Origin of the sequence: Glycomyces sp. YM15 (assembly GCF_016918015.1) — a bacterium.
In the GTDB taxonomy this organism is placed as follows: domain Bacteria; phylum Actinomycetota; class Actinomycetes; order Mycobacteriales; family Micromonosporaceae; genus Glycomyces.
In genome coordinates, this window is sequence record NZ_JAERMK010000003.1 from 133465 (window position 1) to 158342 (window position 24878).

At 69.9% G+C, this 24878-nt stretch carries 25 protein-coding genes and 1 pseudogene; 15 read left to right on the plus strand and 11 right to left on the minus strand.

What is annotated here, in order from left to right:
• Nucleotides 1-87 precede the first annotated feature (87 nt).
• The 3 genes and pseudogenes from JHY01_RS04960 to JHY01_RS28005 all read left to right on the plus strand — a co-directional run.
• The gene (locus tag JHY01_RS04960) at nt 88-636 is read left to right on the plus strand and encodes a GNAT family N-acetyltransferase (RefSeq protein WP_205324499.1); all 549 of its coding nucleotides are present in this window, start codon (nt 88-90) and stop codon (nt 634-636) included.
• A gap of 138 nt (nt 637-774) precedes the next feature.
• Nucleotides 775-2070 carry a DUF418 domain-containing protein gene (locus JHY01_RS04965; RefSeq protein WP_205324500.1) on the plus strand — a complete coding sequence of 432 codons (1296 nt, stop codon included), beginning with the start codon at nt 775-777 and terminating at the stop codon, nt 2068-2070.
• 142 nt (nt 2071-2212) lie between these two features.
• Nucleotides 2213-2422: pseudogene (locus JHY01_RS28005) on the plus strand (hypothetical protein); the annotation flags it as partial.
• 63 nt (nt 2423-2485) lie between these two features.
• On the opposite strand, the gene JHY01_RS26375 reads toward JHY01_RS28005, so the two are convergent.
• Both JHY01_RS26375 and JHY01_RS04975 read right to left on the minus strand, forming a co-directional pair.
• Nucleotides 2486-4468, minus strand: coding sequence for a sialidase family protein (locus JHY01_RS26375; protein ID WP_240192410.1), 1983 nt, complete (start codon nt 4466-4468; stop codon nt 2486-2488).
• Between the two features lie 239 nt (nt 4469-4707).
• Entirely contained in the window at nt 4708-5277 is a 570-nt protein-coding gene (locus JHY01_RS04975) for a TetR/AcrR family transcriptional regulator (RefSeq protein ID WP_205324501.1), read from the minus strand.
• A gap of 128 nt (nt 5278-5405) precedes the next feature.
• Between JHY01_RS04975 and JHY01_RS04980 the strand changes: the two genes are divergently transcribed.
• Nucleotides 5406-6293 carry an alpha/beta fold hydrolase gene (locus tag JHY01_RS04980; protein ID WP_205324502.1) on the plus strand — a complete coding sequence of 296 codons (888 nt, stop codon included), beginning with the start codon at nt 5406-5408 and terminating at the stop codon, nt 6291-6293.
• A 309-nt stretch (nt 6294-6602) separates the two neighbouring features.
• Nucleotides 6603-6893, plus strand: a complete 291-nt coding sequence (locus tag JHY01_RS04985; protein ID WP_205324503.1) for a hypothetical protein — start codon at nt 6603-6605, stop codon at nt 6891-6893.
• 47 nt (nt 6894-6940) lie between these two features.
• On the opposite strand, the gene JHY01_RS04990 is transcribed toward JHY01_RS04985, so the two are convergent.
• Entirely contained in the window at nt 6941-7324 is a 384-nt protein-coding gene (locus JHY01_RS04990) for a DoxX family protein (protein WP_205324504.1), read from the minus strand.
• A gap of 147 nt (nt 7325-7471) precedes the next feature.
• On the opposite strand from JHY01_RS04990, the gene JHY01_RS04995 reads away from it, so the two are divergent.
• The 3 genes from JHY01_RS04995 to JHY01_RS05005 all read left to right on the plus strand — a co-directional run bounded on the left by JHY01_RS04995 (nt 7472) and on the right by JHY01_RS05005 (nt 10367).
• Entirely contained in the window at nt 7472-8341 is an 870-nt protein-coding gene (locus JHY01_RS04995) for a sigma-70 family RNA polymerase sigma factor (RefSeq protein WP_205324505.1), read from the plus strand.
• A gap of 260 nt (nt 8342-8601) precedes the next feature.
• A complete protein-coding gene (locus JHY01_RS05000) occupies nt 8602-9759 on the plus strand; it encodes a serine protease (protein ID WP_205324506.1) in 1158 nt (385 codons plus the stop codon).
• 203 nt (nt 9760-9962) lie between these two features.
• Nucleotides 9963-10367, plus strand: coding sequence for a helix-turn-helix domain-containing protein (locus JHY01_RS05005; protein WP_205324507.1), 405 nt, complete (start codon nt 9963-9965; stop codon nt 10365-10367).
• Here the strand turns inward: JHY01_RS05005 and JHY01_RS05010 are convergent.
• Nucleotides 10364-10951, minus strand: a complete 588-nt coding sequence (locus JHY01_RS05010) for a ClpP family protease (RefSeq protein WP_205324508.1) — start codon at nt 10949-10951, stop codon at nt 10364-10366. The two genes, JHY01_RS05005 and JHY01_RS05010, sit on opposite strands and share 4 nt — an antisense overlap.
• Complete coding sequence (locus JHY01_RS05015; RefSeq protein ID WP_205324509.1) at nt 10948-11577, minus strand: ClpP family protease; 630 nt, start codon at nt 11575-11577, stop codon at nt 10948-10950. Before JHY01_RS05015 ends, JHY01_RS05010 begins: the two co-directional genes overlap by 4 nt.
• Before the next feature lie 116 nt (nt 11578-11693).
• On the opposite strand from JHY01_RS05015, the gene JHY01_RS05020 reads away from it, so the two are divergent.
• Nucleotides 11694-12221: a hypothetical protein gene (locus JHY01_RS05020; protein WP_205324510.1), complete on the plus strand. Its 528-nt coding sequence runs from the start codon at nt 11694-11696 to the stop codon at nt 12219-12221.
• Here the strand turns inward: JHY01_RS05020 and JHY01_RS05025 are convergent.
• Both JHY01_RS05025 and JHY01_RS05030 read right to left on the minus strand, forming a co-directional pair.
• Nucleotides 12218-12907, minus strand: a complete 690-nt coding sequence (locus JHY01_RS05025; protein ID WP_205324511.1) for a response regulator — start codon at nt 12905-12907, stop codon at nt 12218-12220. The genes JHY01_RS05020 and JHY01_RS05025 overlap by 4 nt on opposite strands.
• The gene (locus JHY01_RS05030; protein ID WP_205324512.1) at nt 12904-14592 is read right to left on the minus strand and encodes a sensor histidine kinase; all 1689 of its coding nucleotides are present in this window, start codon (nt 14590-14592) and stop codon (nt 12904-12906) included. Before JHY01_RS05030 ends, JHY01_RS05025 begins: the two co-directional genes overlap by 4 nt.
• 100 nt (nt 14593-14692) lie before the next feature.
• On the opposite strand from JHY01_RS05030, the gene JHY01_RS05035 reads away from it, so the two are divergent.
• Genes JHY01_RS05035 through JHY01_RS05045 form a run of 3 tightly spaced genes read left to right on the plus strand, consistent with a single transcriptional unit; the run spans nt 14693 to nt 17744 of the window.
• Nucleotides 14693-15694: a tripartite tricarboxylate transporter substrate binding protein gene (locus JHY01_RS05035; protein WP_205324652.1), complete on the plus strand. Its 1002-nt coding sequence runs from the start codon at nt 14693-14695 to the stop codon at nt 15692-15694.
• Nucleotides 15691-16236, plus strand: coding sequence for a tripartite tricarboxylate transporter TctB family protein (locus JHY01_RS05040; RefSeq protein WP_205324513.1), 546 nt, complete (start codon nt 15691-15693; stop codon nt 16234-16236). The genes JHY01_RS05035 and JHY01_RS05040 overlap by 4 nt, the downstream gene beginning before the upstream one ends.
• On the plus strand, nt 16236-17744 hold the full coding sequence (locus tag JHY01_RS05045; protein ID WP_205324514.1) for a tripartite tricarboxylate transporter permease: 1509 nt from the start codon (nt 16236-16238) through the stop codon (nt 17742-17744). Before JHY01_RS05040 ends, JHY01_RS05045 begins: the two co-directional genes overlap by 1 nt.
• A 63-nt stretch (nt 17745-17807) precedes the next feature.
• Here the strand turns inward: JHY01_RS05045 and JHY01_RS05050 are convergent, their stop codons facing one another.
• Both JHY01_RS05050 and JHY01_RS05055 read right to left on the minus strand, forming a co-directional pair.
• Nucleotides 17808-18965 (minus strand): DUF418 domain-containing protein, encoded by a 1158-nt coding sequence (locus tag JHY01_RS05050; protein ID WP_205324515.1) that lies wholly within the window; start codon nt 18963-18965, stop codon nt 17808-17810.
• A 111-nt stretch (nt 18966-19076) separates the two neighbouring features.
• On the minus strand, nt 19077-19817 hold the full coding sequence (locus tag JHY01_RS05055; RefSeq protein ID WP_205324516.1) for a DUF2306 domain-containing protein: 741 nt from the start codon (nt 19815-19817) through the stop codon (nt 19077-19079).
• Between the two features lie 144 nt (nt 19818-19961).
• Here JHY01_RS05055 and JHY01_RS05060 point away from each other — a divergent pair, with 144 nt between their 5' ends.
• On the plus strand, nt 19962-20651 hold the full coding sequence (locus JHY01_RS05060; protein ID WP_205324517.1) for a TetR/AcrR family transcriptional regulator: 690 nt from the start codon (nt 19962-19964) through the stop codon (nt 20649-20651).
• Nucleotides 20652-20658: 7 nt separating this feature from the next.
• Here JHY01_RS05060 and JHY01_RS05065 read toward each other — a convergent pair whose 3' ends face one another.
• Together JHY01_RS05065 and JHY01_RS05070 are read right to left on the minus strand one after the other, a co-directional pair.
• Nucleotides 20659-21480, minus strand: coding sequence for a hypothetical protein (locus JHY01_RS05065; RefSeq protein ID WP_205324518.1), 822 nt, complete (start codon nt 21478-21480; stop codon nt 20659-20661).
• A gap of 750 nt (nt 21481-22230) precedes the next feature.
• The gene (locus tag JHY01_RS05070; protein ID WP_205324519.1) at nt 22231-23592 is read right to left on the minus strand and encodes a dicarboxylate/amino acid:cation symporter; all 1362 of its coding nucleotides are present in this window, start codon (nt 23590-23592) and stop codon (nt 22231-22233) included.
• Nucleotides 23593-24066: 474 nt separating this feature from the next.
• Between JHY01_RS05070 and JHY01_RS05075 the strand changes: the two genes are divergently transcribed.
• Complete coding sequence (locus tag JHY01_RS05075; protein ID WP_307814250.1) at nt 24067-24507, plus strand: CrcB family protein; 441 nt, start codon at nt 24067-24069, stop codon at nt 24505-24507.
• Entirely contained in the window at nt 24504-24866 is a 363-nt protein-coding gene (locus JHY01_RS05080; RefSeq protein ID WP_205324520.1) for a CrcB family protein, read from the plus strand. Before JHY01_RS05075 ends, JHY01_RS05080 begins: the two co-directional genes overlap by 4 nt.
• The last annotated feature ends 12 nt before the right edge of the window (nt 24867-24878 follow it).

Genomic DNA, 24878 nt, shown 5'->3' on the forward strand with positions numbered 1-24878 from the left:
CGGGGGGTGCGGTCTGGGGGGGGCGGGGCGGGGGGCCCCCCCCCCCGCCCCCCCCCCCCTCCCGCCACTTGACACAAGGAGAACGACATGACCGCTCACGGCGTGACGCTCGAGCGTGCGGCCGACACCGACCTCCCCCTCTTCCGGAGGGAACTGCAGCGGGCGTTCACCGAAGCGGCCGCCGCATACGGCATCGGCGGCGCAGAGGTCCCGATCCCTCCCGACGAGGACGTCCGAGCCTCATGCCGTGCGCCCGGAGCGGCCGTGTACCACGTGCTGCTCGAGGGAGCGAAGATCGGCGGCGCGGTGCTGAGGATCGATGACCGGACGCGCCGCAACTCGCTGGATTTCTTCTACATCGCCCCGGAGCATCACGGCCGCGGGATCGGCCTGGCGGCGTGGAGGGCGATCGAAGCCGCGTACCCGCAGACCGAGGTGTGGGAGACCGGGACGCCCTCCTTCGAGCAGCGCAACATCCACTTCTACGTCAACAAATGCGGATTCCACATCGTCGAGTTCTTCAACGAACACCATCCCGACCCCCACGACCCGCATGGAGAGGAAGCGGACGAGGACCATGCCGAACCTCCGGACGGCGAGGGGTTCTTCAGGTTCGAAAAGATCATGCGGCCGTAGGACCGCGGGGAAGCCGGGCCCGACCCGGTCGACTGCCGGCTTCCCCGCCGATCGGGGTCCCGGTTCCCGCCGATCGGCGAGCCGGAAACCGCGTACTGCCGGGTGGTTCACGCCTTCCCGTCACCACAGAGTGAAGACATGACGCATTCGCAACCACCGCAAGAGAAAGCGGCTCCGCATGAGCACGCATCTCCCTCGCTTCGAACTCCGGGCGAGCCCGACGACTCCGCCTTGACCGCTCCCCCTTCGAAGGGCGAGGCGTCGATGGGACGCCTCGTCGGCGTGGACCTGGCCCGCGCGCTGGCCGTGTTCGGCATGTATATCGTGCACGTCGGCCCGATGCTCTCGACCACGAGCGGTGTCGGCAGCTGGGTCCGCTACATGGCCGACGGGCACTCGTCGGTCCTGTTCGCCACCCTCGCCGGCTTCTCGCTGATGCTCATCGCCGGACGCAAGGAGCCCAAGACCGGCCTCGCCGGACGAAAAGCGAAGGCGCGCATCGCGATCCGTGCGGTCGTCCTGCTCGCCTTCGGCACCCTGCTCGCGAAGTTCTACGGCGACGTGATCATCATCGGCTTCTACGGGGTCTACTTCCTCGTCGCCATGATGTTCCTCAAGCTGAGCGCGAAGACACTGGCGATCACCGCGGCGGCGCTCGCGGTCGTCGGGCCGCAGTCGGCGTTCCTCATGCGCCCGCTGCTGAGCGGCTCCTTCCAGCAGGCCGTCGACGCGTACGACCCGTTGGAGAAGCTCAGCGGCGTCGGCGTGATCGATCTGCTGTTCACCGGCTTCTACCCGACGATCCCCTGGATCGCGTTCGTGGTGGCGGGCATGGCCCTGGGACGAGTCGACCTGTCCGCCCCCGCCAACCAGCGCCGCCTCGCCGTCCTCGGCGCCGGACTCACGGCGACGGCCTACGGCCTGTCGCTGCTGCTGGCCGGCAAGGGCGCTCTGCGGAGCATGGCCGAGGACGGGTCCTCCGGCTCCTGGTCGGGTTCGGGTTCCGGCTCGTGGTCGGGTTCTTCGAAGCCGCCGATGGACAGCGGGTCGCTCGACTACCAGCCCTCGGTCAGGGAGCTGTTCGTCGCCGGGCCGCACAGCGGCACCACGTTCGACATCGTCGGCAGCGTCGGCATCGCGATCCTGGTGATCGTGGGCGCGACCTTCCTGATGGACCGCCTGCCGCGCCTTCGCCGCCTGATGACGCCGATCGTCGCGGTGGGCACGATGTCCCTGACGGCCTATGTCGGGCATTTCGTCGTCATGTCCTCGCTGTCCCTGCCGGGCGGCGGTGTCCGCGGATCCTGGATCCCGGTCCTCACCCTCATCCTCGGAGCGATCGTCTTCGCCGCCATATGGTCCCGGTTCTTCAAGCGCGGGCCGCTCGAGTACCTGCTCAATCTCACCACCAAGCCGGCGAACCACCTTAAGTGAAGCCAGGGCCGGGGCGCGGCGATCGCACCCCGGCCCCTGCGGGCCTCGCACCACCGCTTGCCCGAACGGCCTGGGGCGCCGAACCTGTACGGTTCGGCGCCCCTTGCCGCTTGCCGCAGGCTAGCGGAGGCTCCAGGACTGGTTGGCGCGCCCGATCGGCTCCTACGTCACCGACGTCAACCTCGGCGGCCAGAACTGGGCCCTCTACCAGGGCACCAACGGCGCGAACGCCGTCTACAGCTTCCTGGCCCGCAACCACACCACCGACACATGGGTGGACATCACCGCGCACGCCCAGTGGCTGGTGGCCAACGGCCGCATGCCGCGGGTTCGCATCGACGAGATCGCGTTCGGCTTCGAGATCACCTCGTCCGCCGGAGGCCGCAACTTCACCTGCAAACTACTCACTGTGGACCTAGCGAGCGATTCGCCGCCGCCGTCCAACCGCGCATGCGCTCGGCGCATCACAGCTAGAAATTCGATCGTGGCGCTTTTCCTGCCGTTGATCCGGCACCGGAAAAGCGCCACCGGCCTGATGCGCGAGCCGGAGTCCCTCGACGGGAGTCCAGGTCTGGCCGAGGTCGGTGCTGCACACCGGCGTGGTCGTCCCGTCCCCTGGAGACCAGACGATCACCGCCCCGTCGGCGCTTACCGCGACGGTGCCCGCGTTGCCCCCGCCCGCGACGCCGTCCAGTCGCTTCGTGGTCAACCAGGTCGCACCGCGATCGAGGGAAACCCCCACGTGCCCGTCGACCTCGCCTTCCACATCGCCGGTGCCGACGACGACGTCGGGGTTCAGACCGGCGAAGTCGAGGCTGCGGCCGGACGTCCAGTTCGGGCGGCGGATCATGGCACCGGGCTGATCGAGGTCGGTCTGGACGAATCCGCCGAGGTCGCCCATAGCCGAGACGAGGGTCCCGCCGAGCGCGGCGATGTCCTGTACCGCGGTCTCCTCGATGCCTTGGACGCGGATGCCCACTTCGAACGGCTCGACCGGCAGCGGCACCTGGTGCCCGGCCGCGTCGTCCCAGCCGACCAGCGGGCCCTGCGCGTCCCAGGCCGTCAACTGCTCGGTGCCCCAGACGGTCCCGCCGATCCACATGATCCGGTCGGAGTCGTGCGGGTCGATCGAGAGGGCGTCGATCATCCAGCCGTGCTTGATCGCATAGGCCGGGCCGTCGTCGACCTTGCCGAAGGTCAGCCACTCGTTTCCGGTGGGGTCCAGGGTGAACCGGTCGGTGCGCTCCGGAGGCCACGACCAGTTCGCGTCCCACGCGTAGTCCCAGCTGGTCTGCCAGGTGGCGCCGGAGTCCGTGGAACGGAACAGGATCTCGTCGGGGTACCAGTGGTTCTCGGTCGCGGCCATCAGTGTCCCGGGGCGCTGCCGGTCGACGGTGATGCCGCCGAATCCGGGGATGGTGCCGAGGGGGTCGTACGCGGGGGTGATGTCGGTCCACTCGCCGGTGGCCAGCGCTAGACGCTGGATCGAGCCGCCTCGGCCGGTGGCGGGCGGGCCGTTGTAGGGTCCGGGGTTCCAGCTGGTGACGATGAACAGGTGGCCGTTCTCGTGGTCGATTGCGGCCTGCTTGGGGATGGTGCGGTTGCCGTCGGCGGTGCCGAGGGCTTCGGCCGCGCCAGGGACGGGCTGCCAGGTCCGGCCGCGGTCGGCGGAGACGTACAGCGGGTCGGCCGGGTCGGCGACGCCGACGAGGATCCGGCCGTCATCGGCGAACTCGACCCAGATGACGCCCTGGTTGTCGCCGGAGTAGGGGTCGCCGGGGGTGACGACGAAGTTCCCGGGGTTCGGAAAGTCGGTGACCTCGGCCCAGCTGCGGCCATGGTCGTGGGAGCGCCACAGGCCGTTGCCGTTCGGGGCTCCCAAGTAGACGACCGCGTTGTCGTGCGGGTCGACGGCCAGACGCTCGCCCATGCCGCGGCCGGGCATGTTGCCGCCCTGCTTGAACGGCAACTCGGCCGCTCCCCAGGTCTCCCCGTAGTCGTCGGAGTAGAGGACCGCGCCGGAGGTCGGGTCCCAGTCGTTCGTGTAAGTCCCGACCGCCGCGTACACGCGGCCCGGCTCCACGGGGTCGGTGGCGACCGAGACGACGCCGGTCCAGCCCCAGTGGTCCCACCCGATCCAGTCCAGCAGCGGCTTCCAGGTCTGGGTCGGTTCCTGCCAGCGGTAGAGGCCGCCGATATCGGTGCGGGCGTATATGAGGTCGGCTTCGGTCTCGTTGAAGACGATGCCGGGGACCCAGCCCCCGCCGTTCACGATCGCGTTGCGCCAGGTGTAGACGTCCTCGCAGCGGCCGGAGGCTTTGGCTTGGACGGCGGTGGGAACGGCGGCGGCTGCGAGCGCGGCGGTGCCGAGCGAAGCGGCGAGAGTGCGTCGTCGCACGAGTGCTCCAAAGGGGAGGGGGTGGTCGGGTTGGTAGGGAAACGTAAGCGTTTGGTTAGTTTTGAGCCTCAACATAACAAGCCGGTCCCTTTTGGGCAAGGGACTGGGCGAGGTTTTGTTCAGCGGGTTGACAATTGGAGCCGACGCCTCGCAACGTGCCGAGTCGTGTTCGGTGCGTCGCGGAGCCGGGAGACGACGACGGCGATGCGGACCGTGGTCGGGGAGCGGACCGGTCGGGGTCAGCGCACGCCGGCCGCGTCGAGCAGGACGGCCACGGTGGGGGTGAGGAAGCCGTCAAGGTGCTCGGCGCCGATCCCGGCGCGCGCGCTGGCGCCGTCGAAGACCAGGGTGAGCTGCCGGGCGAGGAAGTCCGGATCAGCCGCCCCGCCCTGCTCGGCCTCGGCCCGGAAGAATGAGGTCAGGTCCGCTTTGACCTGCCGTGCCACCCGGCTCGCGGGGTGGTCGGGGTCCTTGAGTTCGATCTCCGCCGACAGGTAGGGGCAGCCGCGGAACTCCGGGTCGGCCGACTGGGATGCCACCTGCTCGAAGACGTGGAGGATCCGATCGCGGGCCGTTCGGCCGTCGTCCGCGGTGGGCAGGAGCCCCGCGACGTACGCCGAGGCGCGCCGGTCCAGACTGGCGGCCAGGAGCTCGTCCTTGCCGGCGAACAGCTGGTACATGGAGCGCTTGGACACACCGGCCGCCTTGCACAGCGCCTCGATGCCGATGTTGACGCCTTCGCGGTAGGTGAGCGCAGCCGCCGCCTCCAGCAGCCGCTCTCGGGAACTGGGCTTCACGTCCGTGGTCATCGTGCCAGGCTAGCGCGATTCCGGCCAAACGAAAACTGATCGGTGTACCTCACTTGCATCGCGAAAACCGATCGGTTTACAATTGCTGAAACCGATCGGTTTACAATCGAGCCTGAGGAGCACCGACAATGTCGAACGAAGCCCCGCGTCCCACCATCCGCATCCCCGGGACGACCAGCCACACCGTCCCCCCGCGCCACGCCCGCGAGGGGGCGCTGCGCTACCTCAAGGCGGGCCGCGGCGCTCCCTTGGTCCTGCTGCACACCGTGCGCACCCAGGCCGAGCACTTCCGCGCCCTCATCCCACTGGTCGCGGACCGGTACACGGTGTACGCCCTCGACCTGCCCGGCATGGGCTACTCCGAGATCGTGCCCGGCGCCTCCTACGAAGAGCCCGCGATGCGCGCCGGAGTCGAACGGCTCCTGGCCGAGCTCGACCTCCACGACGTGACACTGCTCGGCGAGTCCATGGGCGCCACGCTCGCCCTGACCGCCGCCGCCGACCTGCCCGAGCGGGTCCGCCGCGTCATCGCGGTCAACACCTACGACTTCCGCGGCGGCATCGCCCGCTCAAGCCTCCTCGCCCGCGCCGTGATCAGCGGCGTCCGCGCCCCGCTGGTCGGCCCGGTAGTCGCCGGAGTCGAGCCCAAACCGGCCCTCCGCGCCATCCTCCAGGGCGGGCTCGGCGACAAGACCGCCCTCCACGAGGACTACGTGGACGAACTCCTCCACGTCGGCACCCGCCCGGGCTACCCGACCGTCGCCCGCGGCGTCTACCTCAACCTCCCGAGCCTCATCGCGGCCCGCTCCCGCTACCGCGAGGTCAAAGCGCCCGTCCACTTCGTCTACGGCGAGCAGGACTGGTCCCGACCCTCGGACCGGGAGGCCAACCGGGCGCTGCTGCCCGACGCCGAGTTCACACAGGTCCCGGGCGTCGGCCACTTCATCGCTCTGGAACGGCCCGACCTGCTGGCCGAACTCTTGAACGCCCACGAAGGGACCGCGTCCGCGAACTGACGAACGAGGGTTGCGTGCGACACAAATCCTTCGAAGAAAAACCGGTCACGAACCCCGGCGCCGTCCCGCTCGCGCTCGAGGTCACCGACCCGGCGTCGATAGCGGCCGCGGCCGAGCAGGCCCAGGACGTCACCATATCCGCAGGCTCAAGGACGTCCGCTCGGCCACCTCGCCGATCTGCATGAACCCGCCGTCGTCCATCGTCACCCCACCGTGGACTGCGGGCAGTGGCTCCCCTGGCGCGGGCGGCGCAACGCGAGCGGAACGAAGCTGATGCGATGCCGCTGCGGATGGTCGCGCCGCCTCGACATGACGATCCTGCCCAACGGGGCGCTGGACCGGGGCCAGGAGCCGCGCACCGGTTTGCCGCTGTGGTTGCAGACCGAGTTCCGCGGGCGTCTCCTGTGGGCGGTGAACGAGCCCGATCTCGACTTCCTGGAGCGATTCGTGGCCGCCGGTGTGCGCGAGCAGAGCCGGGGCAACTCGACCTTGGCGAGCCGGCTCCCCGCCTGGATCAAGTCGGCCAAGCACCACCCCGCATTGGTCAAGGCGCTGGCCGGGATGCGGGCGACACTCCCGGAGTCGTTCAGCGCGACGTGAACGAGCCGGCCGGTCGGCGGATCGGGCGGGCCGAAGCGGCCCTGCCGTCAGCTCGCGAACGCCCACGGGCCGAAGCGTCCGATGGCGATGACGACGGCGATCATCAGGTAGACGAGATCGGCGATGGCCGTCTTCCGCTCGCCGCGGCGCAAGCGCATGGTCGTCGCCCCCACGAACAGGAAGGCCACGCAGGTGGCGGTCACGGGGACCAGGATCGGGGCGATGTCGAGCGCGGCGGGGAGGATCAGGCCGATCGCGGCCAGGAATTCGAGGGCCGCGATGATCCGCAGCGAGGTCGGGCTGAAGTCGAGGACCCATTCGGCGGCAGGGCTGGTCGCGGCCATCCTCTCCCGCGGCACGAACGCCTTGGAGGTGCTGACGAGCAGGGCCGCGGCGAGCAGTCCCGTGAGGATCCAGAGGAAGAGGTTCATGATCGGTTCCTTTGCGGTGTAGGCGGCCCGTTCGGGCCGTGGGCGGGGGAACGGGGCCCGTCGCGTGAGGCGGTCGTCGCAACGCTCGCCCGGCGTAGGATTTCGTTCCTTACTGCTCTGACGAACGGCGATGGGAAAACCAGACCGATGGACGAATCAAGCTTGTCGGCCGAGCGTTTCGAGGAGCACCGAGGCCATCTGCGTGCGGTGGCGTACCGGATGCTCGGTTCGCTGAGCGAGGCCGACGATGCCGTGCAGGAGACCTGGATCAAGGCCGCTCGCGCCGATGTCGGCGAGGTCGAGAACCTCGCGGGCTGGCTGACGAGGGTGGTCAGCCGGGTGTGCCTGGACCAGTTGCGTTCGCGCAAGTCTCGGCGTGAGGATTCGCTCGACGAGCGGCCCGCCGAGCCCGCGGTGCGGTTGTTCCGGCGGACCGATCCCGAGGCGGAGCTGGTGATGGCCGATTCGGTCGGGTTGGCGCTCTTGGTGGTCATGGAGGCGCTGTCCCCGGTCGAGCGGTTGGCGTTCGTACTGCACGACCTGTTCTCGGTGCCGTTCGCGGAGATCGCGCCGATCGTGGACCGGAGCCCGGAGACGACGCAGCGGATCGCGAGTCGCGCGCGGCGGCGCGTGCGGGACCAGGGTGGGGCCGCCACCGGCGACCGGTTGCGGCGCTTCCGCGCGGTCGAGGCGTTCATGCGGGCCGCTCGGGACGGGGAGTTCGAGTCCCTGCTGTCGATGCTGGACCCGGAGGCCACCTACCGTCCGGACGAGGCCGCGCGGCGACTCGGCGCCGGCACCGAGATGTTCGGTGCCCGGACCATCGCGGAGCAGTTCGCCGGTGCGGGCCATTGGACGCGGGCGGTGCTGCTGGACGGCGAGGTCGGCGTGGTCCTGGCGCCGAAGGGAAGGCTGAAGCTGGTGCTGACGGTGTCGTTCAAGGACGACCGGATCGCCGCGATCGAGGCGATCGCCGAACCGGAACGCCTGGAGGCGGTGGAGTTGCGCGTCCCCTGAGTTCGCTCAGACGGCGAGATGTCGCCAGGAATCGGTCGCCGCGCAGGAACTTCTCGAGCGTCCACGGGCGATGCCCGGTGACGTGCTCGACGATGTGGCCGGTCACCGCGGCCTAGACGGTTTTGCAAGGACCGCAACCAATTCCGCCAACCTCCGGAATTGCGCCCCGGGCTCATTTACATTCAGGGCCGCATGTCCACCTGCCCCGCGGCCCGGAAACCCCGGGCCGCGGTCGGTATGCACCGAGAGGAACCGGGAACTTGCACACGAGTCGAATCCTGGTCGCGGCGGCCTTCGGGGCCGTCGCGACCGTGACCTGGGCGCCCGCCGCCATCGCCGAACCCGACACCGAGCCGCGGTACGCGGCCGACCAGATCGCGCAGGTCGAGCCCGCCGACGTGTACCTGGAGGCGGGCGAGGCCCACCTCGTGCGCCACGAGGACGCGGCGTTCATCAAGGCCCGCTTCGACGAAGTGGTGCTCGGCTCCGGCGACACGCTCACCGTCGCGAGCCCCGACGGGGCCGAGTCCTACGTGTACGGAGCCGCCGATGTGGAGGACGGGGAGCTGCGGGCCCTCTCGATCGAGGGCGACACCGCGGAGGTCCTGCTCCGCGACGTCGAGGACGGCGTCCCCGCGAAGGCCCGCCTCGTCGCGTACTCGCGCGGGCTCAACGAGACCGAGCTGGCCTCGCGGCCCTCCGAATGGGAGGCCGGGCCCGAGAGCATCTGCGGGAACGACGACACGCAGAACGCCGCCTGCTACAGGGGGAACGACGTCGAGGCGTGGGAGGCCAGCCGCTCGGTGGCGCGGCTCATCATCGACGACCGGTCGTACTGCACCGCCTGGCTCGCCGACCACGGGAACCGGCTCCTGACCAACAACCACTGCTTCACCACCAGCCGGGAAGCGCGGGTCACCGAGGTCCAGTTCAAGTACAAGTGCCGCAAGTGCGCGGGCGGGGCGATCAGCACGCCGCTCAAGGTGCGGGGTGCCAAGGTGCTGACCACGAACGCCAGGTACGACTTCACGCTGTTCACCGTGGACGACTACGCCAAGATCGACCACCTGCCTCACCTGGAGCTCGACTCCGGGCACGCCGACAAGGGCGAGGAGGTCTTCATCCCCGAGCACCCGGGCGGCAGGCCGCTGCGGATCGCCTCGGCCAGCGACGAGGGCAAGCCCTCGCAGGGCATCGAGACCTGCCGGATCCTCGACAACCGGGCCGTCGGCTACGTCAGGGGCTCTGACCTCTCCTATTACTGCGACACCGAGGGCGGCTCCTCCGGATCGCCCGTGATCAGCCGCTCGTCCGGAGCGGTCGTGGGCCTGCACCACCTGGGCGGCTGCCCGAACAGCGCGGTGCGGATGGACCTGATCTACCCGATGATCAAGCCGTACTTGAAGTACGACTTCTAGTCGGGGCGAACGGCACGGGCGGCCGGATGACCCGCCGCCCGTGCGCTCTTGCCCGAGGGGGCGCAGTTCCCGGGCCACCCCGACCTCGACCTCGGGGAAGCAGTGCTGCTCGCGGGAGCGGCGAGCGCAAGGGTTCGCGGTTCCCGATCTGCTCACAGCGAAACGTCCTGGTCCGCGGGCCGCCTCCGGACCTACGATGAGGCATGGCCGAGACTGCACCCGCGTTGCCGGAGCACATCGATCCGAAGCCGGACCGCGCGCCCCGCGACCACGCCTCCCACGACGACACCGCTCACGAGGGCGCCGCTCACGACAGTGAGCCGCTGTGGCGCGACGCCCTCGGCGAATGCCTCCGCGACCTGCGCCACGACCGCGGCGAGAAACTCACCGACACCGCCGGTCGCGCCGGGATCTCCCCGCAGTACCTCTCCGAGATCGAACGCGGCATGAAGGACCCCTCCAGCGAGATGATCGCCGCCGTCGCCGGGGCCCTCGAACTCACCCTCACCGATCTCACCGTGGCCGTCGCCGAACGCCTGCAGTCGTTCCAGTTCTCGGCCTCCGTCGCCGCCTACGTCCACAATTCGGCGTACGCGCTGGCGGCCTAACGTTCCTGCATGACGACGTCGATGAGGCCGTATTCCTTCGCGGCCTCGGCGGTGAACACGCGGTCCCGGTCGGTGTCGGCACGCAGCGTCTCGGCCGTCTGACCGGTGTGGCGCGAGAGGATCGACTCGATGTCGGCCCGCACCCGCACGAGCTCGTCGGCGGCGAGGATCAGGTCCGGGATCGTCCCGCGCCCCTGCGCGGCGGGCTGGTGGAGCACCATGCGGGCGTGCGGCAGGGCCGCCCGCATCCCCTCGGCCCCGGCCGCGAGCAGCACCGCGCCGACCGCGACGGCCTGGCCGACGCACGTGGTCGCCACCTTCGCCTTGATGTACCGCATCGTGTCGTAGATGCCGAGCATCGCGCTCGGGTCGCCGCCCTCGCAGTTGATGAACAGGTTGATGGTGCGCTCGGAGTTCTCCGCGTCCAGATGGAGCAGCTGCGCGACGAGCGCGTTCGCGACCCCGGCGTCGATGCCGGTGCCCAGGTAGATGATGCGCTCCGAGAGCAGGTACGAGTAGACGTCCATGATCCGCTCGCCGCGGTCGTTCTTGGTGATGACGTTGGGGATCGAGTAGGTGCTCATGCGGAGGCTCCTTCGCGGGTGAGGCCGAGCCCGACGCTGCGGCGCGTTTGCGGGGCGATCTCGTCGAACGCGGCCACCACGCCGTCGACGAAGCCGTAATCGAGGGCTTCGGCGGCGGTGTACCAGCGGTCGTGGAGGGAGTCCTCGAAGATCCGCTCGATGGGCTGGCCGGTGTCCTCGGCGATGAGGCCGAGCACCGTGTCGCGGGTGTGGCGCAGGTCGTTGGCCTGCAGTTCGATGTCGACGGCGGCACCGGCGATCCCGGCCGAGCCCTGGTGCATCAGGACGCGGGCATGCGGCAGCGCGCGGCGCTTGCCCTTCGTGCCGGCCGAGAGCAGGAACTGGCCCGCGCTGCACGCCAAGCCGAGCACCAATGTGGAGACATCACAGGGGATGAGCCGCATGACGTCGCGGATCGCGAGCATCGAGGGGACCGATCCGCCCGGGGAGTGGATCCACAGTGCGATGTCGGCGGAGGCGTTCTCGCCCGCGAGGGAGAGCATCTGCGTGGCCAGCAGCGTCCCGTTGTCGTCGTCCAGCGCGCCGTCGAGGACGAGCACGCGCTGCTGGTACAGCTCGCGCCTGGCCCGGTCGTCGAACAGCGGCGGTTTCCCGTTTTCACTCATGCCTCCACGATGCGGCCCCGCGAGCCGCGGCGGCAACCGGTTCCGCCTGCAGCGGATCTGCTCTGAGCAGCGCGAAACTCCCGCGAGCCGGCCCCTTCGCTGCTTAGGCTCCACGCATGACCAGATGGATACGACACCAGCGCGCCTGCGCGCTCGCCGCTGCCGCGTTCGCCCTGTTCGGAGCCGCCGCGTGCGGTGACTCCGATTCGGACGACGGAGGCTCGCCCTACGGCGCGCCCACCACGACCGCATCGCCCACCGACGAGGGCACCGCCGAGGTCGCGGCCTCGCTCGCCACGGACACCGACGATGAGCTCGGGGAGTTCCTGGTCGACAACGACGGGATGGCGCTCTACCTGTTCACGCCCGACACGACCAGCGAGTCGACCTGCTACGACGAGTGCGCGACGAAGTGGCCGCCGCTGCTGACCGACACCGAGGACGTCACCGTCGGCGACGGTGTGGACGCGGGGCTCATCGGCACGACCGAGCGTACGGACGGGACGATGCAGGTCACCTACAACGACCACCCGCTGTACTACTACGCGGACGACAAGGAGCCGGGTGATACGGAGGGGCAGGGTGTGCAGGACATCTGGTGGGTGGTGAACCCGGCCGGCGAGGGCGTCACCACCAAGAACTAGGGATGGGGGCCGTCCGCGCGGCGCCAGCGGTAGCGGCGCTCCGGGCGGCCCCGCCCCGCGTACTTCAGCGCCACCTCGGCGCGGCCGGTGTCGGCCAGCTGCTCCAGGTAGCGGCGGGCGCTCACCCGTGAGACGCCGATCTGCTCGGCGCATTCGGCGGCCGACAGGGTCCCTTCGGCCTCGCGCAGCGCCGTCTCCACGAGTTTCGCGGTCTCGCTGCTGAGCCCCTTGGGCAGCATCGCGATCGGCCCGGTGGCGGGCCGGTCGAAGGCCCGGTCCACGTCGGCCTGGTCGCGCACGGCGGCCGCGGCGAGGCCGGCCCGCCGGTTGGCGTACTGCTCGAGGCGTTCGGTGAAGTCGTCGAAGCTGAAGGGCTTGAGCAGGTAGGAGACGACGCCGAGGCGCACGGCCGCGCGCACCGCCTCCGCTTCGCGGGCCGCCGAGATCACCAGGACGTCGCATTCGTGGCCTTCGGCCCGCATCCGCCTCAGCAGGTCGAGACCGAACGCGTCGGGCAGGTACAGGTCGAGGAGCACCAGGTCGGGCTTGTGCTCGGCGAGGGCCGCGAGGGTCTCCTCGCCCGTGCGGGCGCAGGCGACGACCCGGAAGCCGGGAGTGCGTTCGACGAAGCCCCGGTGGATGTTGACCAGCCGGAAGTCGTCGTCGACGACCAGCACATCGATCATGTCGGTTCCTTCACCGGGCGGGCGGATTCGAGCGGGGCGGCGTCGTTCCTCAGGGCGGAGTCGTGGAGGAGCGGCAGGACCGCGGTGAAGCGGGCGCCCTGTTCGGTGTGCTCCAGGGTCACGGAGCCGCCGTGATGCTCGCACACGAGCCTGGTCAGCGCAAGTCCGATGCCGTGCTCCCCGGCCGCGGCCTTGGTGGTGTAGCCGTGCGCGAAGACCTCCTCGGCGGTCTCGGGCGGCACGCCGGGACCGGAGTCGTCGACGGTGATGTGCACGGTCCCTTCGTGTTCGCGGATCGAGACGGCCACCCACGCGTCCGTGTCGCTGCGGCGCGGGAGGGGCGCGTCGCGCGCGTGGGAGGCGGCGGCCTCGACGGCGTTGTCGACGAGGTTGCCGAGGACGGTGCCGACGTCGGCCGAGTCCTCGTGTGCCAGCGGCGCGAGCGCGCTCTCCGCGACGATGTCGAGACGCACCCGCCGCTCGGAGGCCTGCGCGGACTTCGCCATGAGCAGCGCGGCGATCGCCTTGTCGCGGATGGGTTCGGCGATGTGCAGGTCGAGGGACTGGCGGTGCCGGTTGAGGGCGTCGATATAGGCCACGACCTCCTCCTGCTCGCCGATCTGGATGAGCCCGGAGATGGTGTGGAGCTTGTTGTCGAACTCGTGCGCCTGGGCCCGCAACGCCTCGGCGGTCGAGCGGAAGGACCCGAGGTCGCGTTCGAGCTGGACGAGCTCGGTGCGGTCGCGGAGGGTGGCGACCGAGCCGAGCGGGCGGCCGTCCTTCGCGACGGGCATCCGGTTGACGACCAGCACCCGATTGCCCTGCAGCACGACCTGGTCGGGGCCTTCGGCCGCGCCGGTGAGGACGTCGCGCAGGCGCGCGGTGAGGTCGAGCTCGTCGACCGTGGCGCCGACGGCGGTGTCGGGCAGGTCGAGGAGGCGGCGGGCCACGGCGTTGACGAGGGTGACGCGGTGCTGCTCGTCGAGGGCGACGACGCCTTCGGCGATCCCGTAGAGCATCGCCTCGCGGTGCTCGGCGAGCCCGGCGATCTCGCGCGGCTCCATGCCGAAGGTCTGGCGTTTGATGCGGCGGGCCAGCAGCCAGGACCCGGCGACGCCGAGCGCCGAGGCGATCCCCAGGTAGAGCAGCAGGTTCGGGCTGTCCCCGGCGAGCAGCGCGGCCGCCGAGGGCACTTCCTGGCCGACGACGGCGACGCCGAGGAGGTCGTAGTCCGCGTCGTCGATCACCGGCGCCTGCCCGACGAGTTCGGTGCGGCCGCCCAGCTCGATCTCGCCCCGCCAGCCGCGACCGTCGAGCACGCCCGGACCGAGCGGCAGTTCGGTGCCGATGAGCAGCGGGTTCGTGGACGCGACGACCTCGCCGTCGGCGTCGGCGATCGTCACCGAGGACACCTGCCAGCGCTCGAGGCTCGACTGGATCTCGGGCGCGAGGGTCTGCGCGGGTACCGGCTCGGGCAGGCGGCCGCGCACGAGGTCCGCAGCGGCGAGGCTCTCGGCGAGCTGGGTGACGCGGCGGCCCTGCTCGATGGTGAACAGCGCCTGCGATTGCGCGATCGAGACGCCGGCGACGGCGGCGAGCACGAGGAGGATCACCGTCAGCTGGAAGACGAGGAGCTGACCGGCGAGGGTCGGGCGGCGCGAGAGGCGCAGTCGGGGCCTGAACACAATGAACTCAATGATCGTTACGGACACAAGGCTGACGTCGGGGCCGCGCCAGGGTGACCATCGTCTCTCACACCACCCTCGAAATGAAAGAGCAATGACGATGAAATTTCACCGGAGGGCCTTCCTCAGCGCTGCGGCGGCCGTCCCCGCCCTTGCGGCGGCCTCGGCCTGCGGCGTCACCGCCGACGACGCCGGCGGCGACGGCGGCGGCCCGCTCACGGGCCTGCGCATCATGGTTCCCAACAGCCCCGGCGGCGGCTACGACACGACCGCCCGCTCGATCGCGCGGATCATGGAGGACGAAGCGATCGCCAAGGGCATCGAGGTGTTCAACCTCGAAGGCGCCGGCGGGACCGTCGGCCTCCAGCGCACCGTGAGCGAGTCCGGCAACGGCGAGCTCGCCATGCAGATGGGTCTGGGCGTCGTGGGCGCCTCCTACACGCAGAACTCCGAGGCGAAGCTGACCGGGACCACCCCGCTCGCCAAGCTCGTGGAGGAGTCCGGCGCCATCGTCGTGCCCGTCAATTCCCCGTACCAGTCGATCGACGACCTGGTCGCGGCCTGGTCGGCGGACCTCGCCGGCGTCACCGTCGGCGGCGGCTCCTCTCCCGGCGGGCCCGACCACCTGCTGCCGATGCAGCTCGCGGGGGCCGTCGGCATCGACCCGACCAAGGTCAACTACGTGTCCTACGACGGCGGCGGCGAGCTGCTGCCCGCGCTGCTGGGCGAGAAGATCAGCTTCGGCGCGAGCGGCGTGGGCGAGTTCATCGACCAGATCGACGCCGGGCAGCTGCGGGTCCTCGCCGTCTCCGGGGCCGAGCGGGTGTCGCTCGTGCCCGACGCGCCGACGCTCGTCGAGTCCGGCATCGACCTGGAGTTCACGAACTGGCGCGGCTGGGTCGCGCCTCCGGAGATCGAGGACGCCGACCGCGACAAGTGGATCGACGCGCTCACCGCCATGCACGACTCCGCCGCGTGGCAGGAGGAGCTCGAGAAGCAGGGCTGGACCGACGCGTTCGTCACCGGCGACGACTTCGCCCAGTTCCTGGAGGAGCAGGACCAGCGCGTCGCCGACGTCCTCACCGAACTGGGCCTGGCATGACCGTGCCCGACGAGGCCGCCGCGCCCTCTGAACGGGAGGGCGCGGTGGCGACCGCCGAACCGCCGCCGCGGCGCGACCTCGCGCAGCTGTGGGTGTGCGGCTTCCTCGCCGTGCTCGGCGTCCTCGTGATCGTCGACGCCTCCCGCCTGGCCGGCTTCACCGCCTCGAACGACCCGATCGGTCCCAAGCCGGTCCCGGTCATCCTCGGGATCCTGCTGTTCGCCGTGGCCGCGTTCTACACGCTCGACGTGCTGCGCGGCGGCCGGGGCGAGGCCGAGAACGGCGAGGACGACGGGAACTTCGACTGGCGGACGATCGGCCTGCTGTGCGCCGTGTTCATCGCGAACGCGCTGCTCATCGACTGGCTGGGCTGGGTGATCTCCGGGTCGCTCCTGTTCTGGGGCGCAGGCGTAGTGCTCGGCTCGCGCCGGTACCTCCTGACACTGGCCGCGGCCGTGGCGCTCGGCCTGGCGACGTTCTACGGCTTCGCGATCGGGCTCGGCGTGGGCCTGCCCGCGGGCATCCTGCAGGGGATTCTCTGATGGACAACCTCAATGCGCTGATGGACGGCTTCGCCGCCATCCTCACCCCGGGCAATCTGCTCATCGCGCTCATCGGCGTCACGATCGGCACGGCCGTCGGGGTCCTCCCCGGCCTGGGCACCGCGATGGCGGTGGCGCTGCTGCTGCCGGTCACGTACGGGATGGAGCCGACGCAGGCGTTCATCATGTTCGGCGGGATCTTCTACGGCGGCATGTACGGCGGCTCGACCACGTCGATCCTGCTCAACACGCCCGGCCAGTCGTCCTCGGTGGTCACTGTCCTCGAGGGCTTCAAGATGGCGAAGAACGGCCGCGGCGGGCAGGCGCTCGCGACGGCTGCGATCGGCAGTTTCGTGGCCGGGACCATCGCGACCCTGGCGCTCGTGTTCGTCACGCCGGTCACGGTGCAGTTCGCGATCACGCTCGGTGCGCCCGACTACTTCGCGATCATGGTGCTCGCGCTCGTCGCCACCGCCTCGGTGCTCGGCTCCTCGCGGGTGCGGGGCTTCGCGTCACTCCTCGTCGGCCTCGTCATCGGGACGATCGGCATCGACGCGGTGACGGGCCAGCAGCGGCTCACGTACGGCGTGGCCGAGCTCGCCAGCGGCGTCGACGTCATCATCGTGGCCGTCGGCATCTTCGCCGTGGGCGAGGCGCTGTGGACGGCCGCGCGGCTGAAGACCGACGCGGGGAGCGTCATCCCGGTCGGCAAGGTGTGGATGGGCAAGTCGGACTGGAAGCGGTCGTGGGGGCCGTGGCTGCGCGGTTCGGCGCTCGGGTTCCCGTTCGGGGCGGTGCCGGCCGGGGGCGCGGAGCTGCCGACGTTCCTGTCGTACATCACCGAGCGGCGCTTCTCGAAGCACAAGGAGGAGTTCGGGAACGGCGCGATCGAGGGCGTCGCGGGCCCGGAGGCGGCGAACAACGCGTCGGCGGCGGGCACGATGGTGCCGATGCTGGCGCTGGGTCTGCCGGTGAACGCGACGGCCGCGGTGATGCTCGCGGCGTTCCAGAACTACGGGATCCAGCCGGGCCCGCTGCTGTTCGAGAAGCAGTCGGCGCTGGTGTGGACGCTCATCGCGAGCCTGTTCGTGGGCAACCTGCTGCTGCTGGTGCTGAACCTGCCGCTGATCCCGGTGTGGGTGAAGCTGCTGCGGATCCCCAAGCCGTACCTGTACGCGGGGATCCTGTTCTTCGCCTCGATGGGCGCCTACGCGGTGAACGCGCAGCCGTTCGACCTGTTCCTGCTGCTCACGCTCGGTCTCGTGGGTCTGGCGATGCGGCGGTTCGGTCTGCCGGTGCTGCCGTTGATCGTGGGGCTGATCCTCGGGCCGATGGCCGAGCGGCAGGGGCGGATGTCGCTGCAGCTCTCGGGCGGGGACCTGACGGGCCTGATCGGCGGCCCGACCTCGTGGACGATCTACGCGATCATCGCCCTGATCGCCTTGTGGCCCTTGGTGGGGCTCATCAAACGTCGCGCTGCTCGCGACAGGGTCGCGGTCGCCGCATAGCGGCCGGGACCCGAGAGGGGGAGGTGCGGGCCGGAGGGGGCTTCCCGGCCCGCACCTTTATGTCTAGCGGAGTACTGCCTTCTGCAGCATCTCGGCGGGCCCGGTGGTGAAGCGCCGCAGCCACAGGCTCGATCCGACGAGCAGCACGGCGCTGATCGCGGCCCAGAGGCCGAGGACGAACCACGGGTTAGCGCCGAACCTCGCGGCGAGACCGAGGCCCCAGCCGTAGCAGACCGCCGAGGCGAGCAGGTTCTGCAGGATGTAGCCGCTGAGGGCGGTGCGGCCGAGGCTTTCGAAGGCGGCCATGGCGGTCCCGCGCCGCGCGTGCTCGACGACCAGGCCGACGAGTCCGATGTAGCCGAACATGACCACCGGTGCGGCCACGTACCGTTCCAGGAAGAACAGCCCGTCCGGCCCGGCCATCATCGCGAGGTTCAGCGGCACGCCGATGCCCAGGCCCCACACGAGGAACCGCCTCCGGATCCGGCTGCCGGTCTCGCCGCCTCCGAACGCGCCTGCGCGGAAAAGCTTGACGCCCAGCATGAACAGGAACACCAGGAGCGGGAAGGTGACGACGGGTTCGATGCGGAAGACGAGCGCGTTGTCGAGCCGGAACTGGACCTGGTCGATCCAGGAGCCGGAGGCGTAGAGGGCCTCGATCTCCGGGTCGCGCTGCTGCTCCACGCCCGGGCCGCCGAGCATCGCCGCGGTGATGAGGCCCATGAGCGCGAGGTGCAGGCTGAGCGCGGTCCACATGACCGCGTTTTGCGCGCGCTGCGAGCGCCGCAGCATCCAGGCCACGACGATCGCGGTGACGGCATAGCCCATGAGCACGTCCCACGCGAACACGAGGACGAAGTGGACGGTTCCTTCGGCGAAGAGGAACAGCGCCCGCCAGTGGTAGCGGCCGGGCCAGCGGCGGCCGCGCTTCTCGGCGGAGCGGAACTGGATCGCCAGGCCCACCCCGAAGAGGACGGTGAGCATCGAGAGGAACTTGCCGTTGGTGAGCAGTTCGAAGAGGGCACCGAGCAACGAGTCGTCGTTGGTGGCGCCGGAACTGCCCAGCAGCGGCCCGGCCTCCCCGGCGGGGGAGGCGAAGATCCAGATGTTGGTGCCGAGCGTGCCGAGGATCGCGACGCCGCGGAGCACGTCGAGCAGCGGCAGGCGCTTCGACGCTGGCGTGGCTTCGGCGGCCGGTGCCGCCGCGGTAGAGGTGTGCATGTACTCAGGTTCGCGCGCCGCGGGCCCGAAGGAATCCTTCCGCGGCATGGACTTTCGCCTGCGCCGGGGCGACCGGGGGTGGAGGCCCGGCCGCCCCTAAGGTCGCAGGGCTCAGGCCCCGACTGCGACTTTGGTGGCAGGCGCCCGTCGGCGGGGCTTCCGGTCCAGCCACCACTGGGCGATCATGAGGTTCACGATCCAGCTGGTCCAGATCGAGGCGACGGCCGCGTCCTCGATGAGGGCGTCCATGTCGCCGCCGTAGTAGCCGTCGCGGAACGGGATGAGCGCGACCAGGAACAGCACCAGCCACACTCGGTTGACCACAATGGACGTGCAGAGCGCGAAGCTGCGGATCATCCAGCGCCGGTGCTCCTGGAAGCGGCGGCGCCTGGCGGCGACGAGCCCGGCGAAGGTGACGGCGAACCACAGGAGCGCGAGGAACACGTTCCCGACCTTCCCGGCCGGGCCGATCACCGACGCGATGCTCACGACCAGGGCGAACAGGCCCGAAGGCACGACGCCCGCGAACACGTAGACCCGGCCGGAGATCCGGTGGACCTTCGGGTGGTGCCGGCGCAGCCACGGCCAGACCTGCATCGAGCAGGTGATGATCGCGATCGAGCCGAACAGGATGTGCCCCGAGAGCATCAGGTAGTGCGTCTCGGGGAAGGCCTCCTGCAGCTCGACGAGCGAGTCGCCGGTGTCGAAGCTGAGGTAGGAGGGCAGCCGCGCGGCCACGAACAGGCCCACGATCACGAACAGCGGGACGATCCATGGGCGGCGGTACCACTTCGGTTTCGCCTGTGCGGGAGGGGTTTCGGGGGCTTCGGCGAGGAGTGTCGGCTCGGCCATGGGGGTGCTCCGATCACGGGGTCAGAACGATGCGTATGAGGTACGCTAATTAGCGTACCTCATACGCCAAATTGACGGGTGCCGCGAACATCCGGCCGGGACGTAGGCTGCGGGTCTCGGGACGCGAGCGGAAGGAACGCACCAGTGGGGAAAGTCGACTACAACCTGCTCTGGGGCGAGGCGGCCCGCGCCGGCCGCGGACGCCCCCCAGGTCTCAGCCGCGAACGCATCGTCGCCGAAGCCGTCGCCATAGCCGATGCCGAAGGCCTGCAGAAGGTCTCGATGAAGCACCTCGCCGAACGCCTGGGCAGCGGCGTCATGTCCCTCTACCGCCACGTCCCCGGCAAGGACGAACTCGTCGTCCTCATGTACGACTCCCTCATGGCCGGGCCCTTGCCCCTCCCGGAGGCCGACCACTGGCGGGACGTCCTGCGCCACTGGGGACTCGGCGTGCGCGACCTCTTCATCGCCCACCCGTGGGCGCTCACCGTGGCCACCTCCGAGCGGACCATGGGGCCGGGCGAGGCCGGATGGGTGGACGCCGTGCTCGGCCGCCTCAGCGCCGTCGGCCTGCCCGCCGAACTCGGGCTCATCGCCGTCCTCACCGTCGACTGCTTCGCGCTCGGCGCGGTCCGCCCCGAGATCGGCAGCGCCGGAGGCGACACCGACTTCTTCCAGTTCCTCGCCGACCCGGCCGCACGCGCACGCTTCCCCGACCTCGCCCGCCTCGTCGCACCCGGCTCCGCGTCCGGCGCCTCCATGGAGGACTACTTCGAATTCGGCCTCGACCGCGTCCTCGACGGCCTCGAACGGTTCATCGAGTCGCGGCACTGACCCGGGGTCAGTAGGTCTCGGTCCCGATGCCCTTGCGCATCGTGGCGACGTTGAACGCCTGCCAATGGGACTTCGACGTTCCCAGGTAGCCGCCCTTGCCGATCCGCTCCAGGACCTCGTGCGAGTGCCGCTTGGCCTGGTCGCTCCATACGCCGTCGATGGCGGTCCCCTTGCCCCAGATATAGCGGCAGCTGGCCTGAACATGCAGGATCTGCGACTTGGTCCTGGTGAAGGAAGTGGTGCCGGTGCCGGACGTCATGTTGTCGACGTAGAGGCTGACTCTGCTGCCGTTGAGATAGGTCCGCACCGTTCCGAAGTGGTAGTGGAGGGTCGCCGCAGTCGCCCAGTAGTTATTGCGGGCGTAGGTGAGGCCCGAACCGCTCCCTCTCCCCCAGATCTCGTAGTTGGCCTGGAAGGCGCCCTGCGCGTTGGGGCCGCCGTGATTGACGTAGATGTGGTCGAGGAGGAGCGCCCTGCCCTGCTGCTGCGCCGCATTGCCGCTGTCCTTGTGGACTCCTGAGATCCACACTCTGAGCGGTTTTTCGTACGGCGTGTTCTCGAACCAGAGCTGCAGCCAGGCGTTCAGCTTGTCGTGGAACGCCGGTCGGTACCTGTATGACTTGAGTTGAGCGTTGGACGCGTTGACCGTCTTCTGAGCCCAGATGCCGGAGTAGTACCGGAGTTCGCCGTGCGCCTGCGCCGCGGTCGCGGGGAGGAGGATGCCCGAGGCGGCAGCGGCCCCTCCCGCCGCGAGCGTGAAGAGCCGTCGGCGGTCGAAGCCGCCGACGGAAACGGTAGAACCTTCGGTGGTGTTGCCGTTGTCGACCATGAGGTGATACGCCTTATCTCTGGTGGGAATGTGGTGCCCTGGCTGCTGAATGCCGCCATTTTTCGCGATGCTCGCACGAATGTCGCACGGCTTCCGCACGGCCGAGCCGTGCATCGAACTCCTGGCGCCGTGGCGGGCGAGCTGATGGCGCAGGGCCGTGCAGCTCGCCTGGCTGCCGACCGGTGGCAGGAGCGGGGCGTTGCCCGTTGAAGGGTTGCGCTGCGCTCATCGATGCAGCCGGCTCGCTCAACGCCGAGGGCCGGGACGAACGTGTCAATCGCGGCTCGTCTTTCCCTGCCACTCATGATGGTTCTGCGCACCCTTCAGGTCGGGCGACTTCGATTCTCTCGCCGGAACCGGCTGGGATCAAGGCGGGCCAGCGGCGGGAGACCGGCAGAAATCAGTCCCATACCAGCTGCCTCCTGCCACATGGGCGGGCAGAACTGAGCACCATGGCTGAACCCATCCGTCCCCGATGAAGCACCCTTCTCGTCGCCAACCGAGGATCATGCCTACGCGCGAGGACCGGTCCCGAGGACAACCGTCCAGCTTGAGCTGCATCGGTACCGGTCGGCATCTTGCGTGGACGAATCCGCTCGATGCCTGGCGCCAGACCGGCGGTGGGGCACCACTCATCAAGCGGCCGTCCGTATATGGCGAACAGCGAAACGGGGGCCGGTCCGCATCGGACCGGCCCCCGATCTTTCAGGAGAGAGGGTAAAGCTCAGGGAATCCTATAGGATATATGGTCTAAGCAGGTTGTAGCGCGGGCTCGCCCTTGCGAGGCGGCTCCTCCGAGCCGGCCTCTGCGGCACCGCCGAAGGCGGCCTCGGCGTCCAGCGGCACCGGCTTGGCGTCGTACACCTCGAGGTCGAGGTTCTTCTCCGACCTCGCCACGATCACCGGCACCACCATCTGCCCGGTCACGTTCGTGGCCGTGCGGATCATGTCCATGATCGGGTCGATCGCCAGCAGCAGGCCCACACCCTCCAAGGGCAGGCCCAGCGTCGAGAGCGTCAGGGTCAGCATCACCGTCGCACCGGTCAGGCCCGCCGTCGCCGCCGAGCCGATCACCGACACGAACGCGATGAGCAGGTAGTCCTGCACGCCCAACGGCACCCCGTACACCTGCGCCACGAAGATCGCGGCGATCGCCGGGTAGATCGCGGCGCAACCGTCCATCTTCGTCGTCGCACCGAACGGCGACGCGAACGACGCGTAGTCGCGCGCCACCCCGAGCCGATCCGTCACGATCCGCTGCGCCAGCGGCAGCGTGCCGACCGACGAGCGCGACACGAACGCGAACTGGATCGCCGGCCACGCCTTGCGGAAGAACTGGACCGGCGAGACCTTCGCGACCAGGCGCAGCAGCACCGGGTAGACCACGAGCATCACGATCAGCGCGCCCGCGTAGATGTCGATGCTGAACACCGCGAGCGGCTCCAGCAGGTCCCAGCCGTACGCGAACACCGACTTGCCGATGAGCGCCGCGGTACCGATGGGCGCCAGACGGATCACCCACCACAGAGCCTTCTGGACCAGCGCCAGCGCCGACTCGTTGAACTTCAGGAACGGCTCGGCCCTGTCGCCGAGCTTCGCGGCGGCCGCGCCGACCACGATCGCGAGGAACACGATCTGCAGCACGTTCACGTTCACGAACGCGTCGACCACGTTGGTGGGGATGATGCCGGTGAGGAAGTCGGTCCACGAACCGGTCGTCTCCGGTGCCGCGGCCGAACTGGTCAGGGTCACGCCCTCGCCCGGGTTTGTGGCGAGGCCGATCGCGAGGCCGATCGCCACGGCGATGGCCGAGGTGAGCGCGAACCAGCCGAGGGTCTTGGCGACCAGGCGGCCCGCGTTTGCGAGATTGCGCAGGTTCGCGATCGAGGCGACGATCGCGGTGAACACCAGGAACGGGACGATCAGGAACAGCAGCTGCACGAACAGCGTGCCGACCGTCTCGAGGGTCGTGCCGAGCCAGGCCACGGACCATTCGCGGGCCGCGAACCCGAGCACGAGGCCGAGGACGAGGCCGATCAGGAGCTGCCAGGCGAACGGGATCTTGAAGCGCTTGCGCCGCTTCGCGTCGTTTGACGCCGCGGTTGCGGACATGGTGAACCTCTTGGATTCTGGGCGGACAGCAGGGCACGGCCCGGCTGCGGGATTTCAGGGAGACGCTGGGGTGGGCTCGAGGCCAGCGGAAAGGGGAGTCATCGGCGAGCCCGCCGGTGAAGAGGTTCGGGCTAACGACAGAGCACGGCGGACACGCGGCAGAGGTCGAGGTGACGCCTGCGTGTCAGGTGCTGGTCAGTGATCGTGTAGCGCATCGCGAGCCAACGGTAGCGGCACTCGCATAACAGGCGCAAGCGTCAGTGAGGGACCGCATACGGGGCCGCGAGAGGGAATAACGGCGGCCCCGCCGCTCGGGCCCGGCCGCCCAACCGTTCAGTTGGGGCGGTGGTCGGGTGGTCATGGCCGGTACCGGGTTCGCTCGGCCCCGATCCGACACCCCGACCACCGACCCGGCCGAGACACCGCGGCCAGGGGCCGCTCCCGGTTCGGCCGGACAGGCCCTAGATTCAAGACGTGCCCGAATCCCCGCGCCCGCCGCTGCGCCACATGCTCCGCGCCGTGTCCCGACCCGCGCTCGCCGCGGTCGCGGCCGGCGGCGCGATCGGCGCCCTCGCCCGTTACGGCCTCGGCGTCGCCTTCCCCGCCTCCCCCGGCTCGTTCGACCTGGGCACGTTCATCGCGAACACCGTGGGCGGCCTGCTCATCGGGATCCTCATGATCACGGTCACCGAGGTCGCGCCGGGCCTCAGCATGATCCGCCCGTTCGTCGGCGTCGGCATCCTCGGCGGCTTCACCACCTTCTCCACCTACATCGTCGACATCGGCCGGGCCGCGAACGCCGGGGCCACCGCGCTCGCCGTCGTGTACGCGTTCGCGACCATGGCCGCGGCCCTGCTCGCCGCCGCCGCCGGCATGTACGCGACCCGCCGACTCCTGGTGCGGGGCCGCGCATGACGCTCCTCCTGATCGCGGCCGGCGCCGCCGTCGGCGCGCCCGCGCGCTTCCTCACCGACCTCGTCGTCGCCCACTACGCGGGCCGGTTCCTGCCCTGGGGCACGTTGGTGGTCAACGTCTTCGGCTCAGGCCTCGCCGTGTTCCTCGCGGTCGCCGTCGCCGCCCCCGGCTGGTCGGCGCTGCTCGTCACCGGTTTCTGCGGGGCGCTCACCACGTACTCGACGCTCTCGTACGAGACGCTGCGGCTCGTCGAGGACGGGCGCTGGCACCACGCCCTGTGGAACGTGGCCGCGAACCTCGCGGGTGGCCTCGGCGCCGGCCTGCTCGGGTTCGGCCTCGCGCACCTGCTGACCGCCTGACCAGCTCGCCGA

What these genes read in the sequence shown, in the direction of transcription:
- JHY01_RS05065 (WP_205324518.1), bottom strand. Translation starts at nt 21,480, where the DNA reads ATGGTCGACAACGGCAACACCACCGAAGGTTCTACCGTTTCCGTCGGC.
- JHY01_RS04975 (WP_205324501.1), bottom strand. Translation starts at nt 5,277, where the DNA reads ATGACCACGGACGTGAAGCCCAGTTCCCGAGAGCGGCTGCTGGAGGCG.
- JHY01_RS05040 (WP_205324513.1), top strand. Translation starts at nt 15,691, where the DNA reads ATGACCGTGCCCGACGAGGCCGCCGCGCCCTCTGAACGGGAGGGCGCG.
- JHY01_RS05010 (WP_205324508.1), bottom strand. Translation starts at nt 10,951, where the DNA reads ATGAGCACCTACTCGATCCCCAACGTCATCACCAAGAACGACCGCGGC.
- JHY01_RS04985 (WP_205324503.1), top strand. Translation starts at nt 6,603, where the DNA reads ATGACGATCCTGCCCAACGGGGCGCTGGACCGGGGCCAGGAGCCGCGC.
- JHY01_RS05050 (WP_205324515.1), bottom strand. Translation starts at nt 18,965, where the DNA reads ATGCACACCTCTACCGCGGCGGCACCGGCCGCCGAAGCCACGCCAGCG.
- JHY01_RS05005 (WP_205324507.1), top strand. Translation starts at nt 9,963, where the DNA reads ATGGCCGAGACTGCACCCGCGTTGCCGGAGCACATCGATCCGAAGCCG.
- JHY01_RS04990 (WP_205324504.1), bottom strand. Translation starts at nt 7,324, where the DNA reads ATGAACCTCTTCCTCTGGATCCTCACGGGACTGCTCGCCGCGGCCCTG.
- JHY01_RS05015 (WP_205324509.1), bottom strand. Translation starts at nt 11,577, where the DNA reads ATGAGTGAAAACGGGAAACCGCCGCTGTTCGACGACCGGGCCAGGCGC.
- JHY01_RS04980 (WP_205324502.1), top strand. Translation starts at nt 5,406, where the DNA reads ATGTCGAACGAAGCCCCGCGTCCCACCATCCGCATCCCCGGGACGACC.
- JHY01_RS04965 (WP_205324500.1), top strand. Translation starts at nt 775, where the DNA reads ATGACGCATTCGCAACCACCGCAAGAGAAAGCGGCTCCGCATGAGCAC.
- JHY01_RS05025 (WP_205324511.1), bottom strand. Translation starts at nt 12,907, where the DNA reads ATGATCGATGTGCTGGTCGTCGACGACGACTTCCGGCTGGTCAACATC.
- JHY01_RS05020 (WP_205324510.1), top strand. Translation starts at nt 11,694, where the DNA reads ATGACCAGATGGATACGACACCAGCGCGCCTGCGCGCTCGCCGCTGCC.
- JHY01_RS05070 (WP_205324519.1), bottom strand. Translation starts at nt 23,592, where the DNA reads ATGTCCGCAACCGCGGCGTCAAACGACGCGAAGCGGCGCAAGCGCTTC.
- JHY01_RS05080 (WP_205324520.1), top strand. Translation starts at nt 24,504, where the DNA reads ATGACGCTCCTCCTGATCGCGGCCGGCGCCGCCGTCGGCGCGCCCGCG.
- JHY01_RS04960 (WP_205324499.1), top strand. Translation starts at nt 88, where the DNA reads ATGACCGCTCACGGCGTGACGCTCGAGCGTGCGGCCGACACCGACCTC.
- JHY01_RS05045 (WP_205324514.1), top strand. Translation starts at nt 16,236, where the DNA reads ATGGACAACCTCAATGCGCTGATGGACGGCTTCGCCGCCATCCTCACC.
- JHY01_RS04995 (WP_205324505.1), top strand. Translation starts at nt 7,472, where the DNA reads ATGGACGAATCAAGCTTGTCGGCCGAGCGTTTCGAGGAGCACCGAGGC.
- JHY01_RS05055 (WP_205324516.1), bottom strand. Translation starts at nt 19,817, where the DNA reads ATGGCCGAGCCGACACTCCTCGCCGAAGCCCCCGAAACCCCTCCCGCA.
- JHY01_RS05035 (WP_205324652.1), top strand. Translation starts at nt 14,693, where the DNA reads ATGAAATTTCACCGGAGGGCCTTCCTCAGCGCTGCGGCGGCCGTCCCC.